Below are 1,598 nucleotides of genomic sequence, written 5' to 3' on the forward strand. Positions count from 1 at the left end.
GAAAGGCGCGGGCCTCTGGAACTCGCTGGTCAATTTCTGCATCGAGTCGGGCAAGCACTCCAGCAAGGGTGTGAAGGAACTCAAGGGTGCCTTCACGCAAGAGGAGAAGGCTGCCGACAAGGATCACAAGGTCAAGATGGGCGAGAACAGCACCTATCGTGTGTGCAAGTCGGTGCTCACCAAGGCGGCTGCGCTCGACATCTCGCTTGTCGATGCGGACGGCAAGGTCAAGGGCAAGACTGCCGTTGAGCAAGAGATCGCAGCTCACGCCGAGGAGAAGAGCAACTACGAGAAGTTCAAGTCCAGCATGAACACGGCCACCGTCCTCGCTGCGAAGGTGGTTGAGGATGGAGACGTGTCCGAGGTTGGAGGCGCGCTGCTGCTGGTGCAGGAACTCTGGGCTGAATTGGAGATGCAACACACGGCGCTCAAGGCGGCGGCTGCTGCTGCGGCCTGAGCTGTTCCTAAGAACATCACACTCCTGAAAGGAGGCTGTCATGCACCTGTACTCTGACTACGATGGCGAGCCTGTTGAACGTGCGTCGGATCTGGACTACCGCACAGTAAACAAGTGTGATGGGTGCAATGAGCACAAGGCAGGATGGATGCGCCACGCCGCAGGCGCAACCGGCAGGTGCTGCCCCGTGCTCTTCTTGTGTGACGGCTGCGGCAACACCCCTGAACCCAAATCCATGACCGTGTAGGAGAACACTCACATGAGTACTGTTGCCCCTTTCATCATCCATCTACGTCCCGAACGTAATGGACAAGTTGCCCCCAATGGAGGGGCAACTGTTGCCATCGAACTGCTGGACAAGTTCCATGTCCGGTATGCCGTCGCCAAGTGTCACCCCAAGGACAACTTCATCAAGCGGGTTGGCAGGGATAAGGCATCCGGTAGGCTGAAGTCGGAGAAGTTCTCGCACAGTCTGGAACTGTTTGCCCCTGTCGAGCGTACGCAGGATGCGCTAGGAGAACTCATGCCGATCATCGAATCGGAGTTGTTGGTGGACAGCCCTGACTACATGTAGCAATAGGGGTAGTCCGTCTACAACCAGGTACGCGAAGGGTACTATCATCAACTGCTGAGGGGGCTGGCTATGGTCGAGTACAAAGGTACGCATGAAGTGTTCGCGGTCAATGGCGATGAGCTGGTGATACCTCCGTACATTGACCAAGCCCTCACAGAATTGGTTAAGGCAAGGCTGCCTGTCACGGCCATACGCCTGATCAAAGGTCACGCGAATCTCGGATTGATTGACGCAAAAAAGGTAGTTGACGTGTACCGGGAAAAGTACGCTGACGCAATCCGTAGTAGCTTCGATTGATGCCGATTGTTCCTAGGAACTTCCACTTGCGCTGCTGATCTGAGAGTTTGTATGATGCCATAAGCATCACCAAGGGCTTGGGAGGTGCCGCCAAAGTACTCCCAAAGAGCAGTACAAAGAGGCGGCCTCAAAACCGGCCAAATGCTCCAGTTTCCGGTCTGGAGCAACGTATTTCCTCGTAGCTCAACTGGATAGAGCACCTGCCTTCTAAGCAGGTGGTTGCAGGTTCAAGTCCTGCCGGGGAAGCCAAGTTCTATTTGCAGTACATCG

General features: G+C 55.5%; 3 protein-coding genes and 1 tRNA gene. All 4 read left to right on the forward strand.

What is annotated here, in order from left to right; genetic code table 11:
* Window positions 1-457, forward strand: a 457-nt coding sequence (locus V6D20_04805) for a hypothetical protein (GenBank protein ID HEY9815113.1), incomplete at its 5' end; no start/stop codon positions are given.
* Window positions 458-716: 259 nt separating this feature from the next.
* Window positions 717-1,031 carry a hypothetical protein gene (locus tag V6D20_04810; protein HEY9815114.1) on the forward strand — a complete coding sequence of 105 codons (315 nt, stop codon included), beginning with the start codon at window positions 717-719 and terminating at the stop codon, window positions 1,029-1,031.
* 69 nt (window positions 1,032-1,100) lie between these two features.
* The gene (locus V6D20_04815; GenBank protein ID HEY9815115.1) at window positions 1,101-1,328 is read left to right on the forward strand and encodes a hypothetical protein; all 228 of its coding nucleotides are present in this window, start codon (window positions 1,101-1,103) and stop codon (window positions 1,326-1,328) included.
* 172 nt (window positions 1,329-1,500) lie between these two features.
* Window positions 1,501-1,577: transfer RNA gene (locus V6D20_04820), tRNA-Arg, on the forward strand.
* The last annotated feature ends 21 nt before the right edge of the window (window positions 1,578-1,598 follow it).

This window comes from Candidatus Obscuribacterales bacterium (assembly GCA_036703605.1).
Classification (GTDB): domain Bacteria; phylum Cyanobacteriota; class Cyanobacteriia; order RECH01; family RECH01; genus RECH01.

What these genes read in the sequence shown, in the direction of transcription:
- V6D20_04810 (HEY9815114.1), top strand. Translation starts at nt 717, where the DNA reads ATGAGTACTGTTGCCCCTTTCATCATCCATCTACGTCCCGAACGTAAT.
- V6D20_04815 (HEY9815115.1), top strand. Translation starts at nt 1,101, where the DNA reads ATGGTCGAGTACAAAGGTACGCATGAAGTGTTCGCGGTCAATGGCGAT.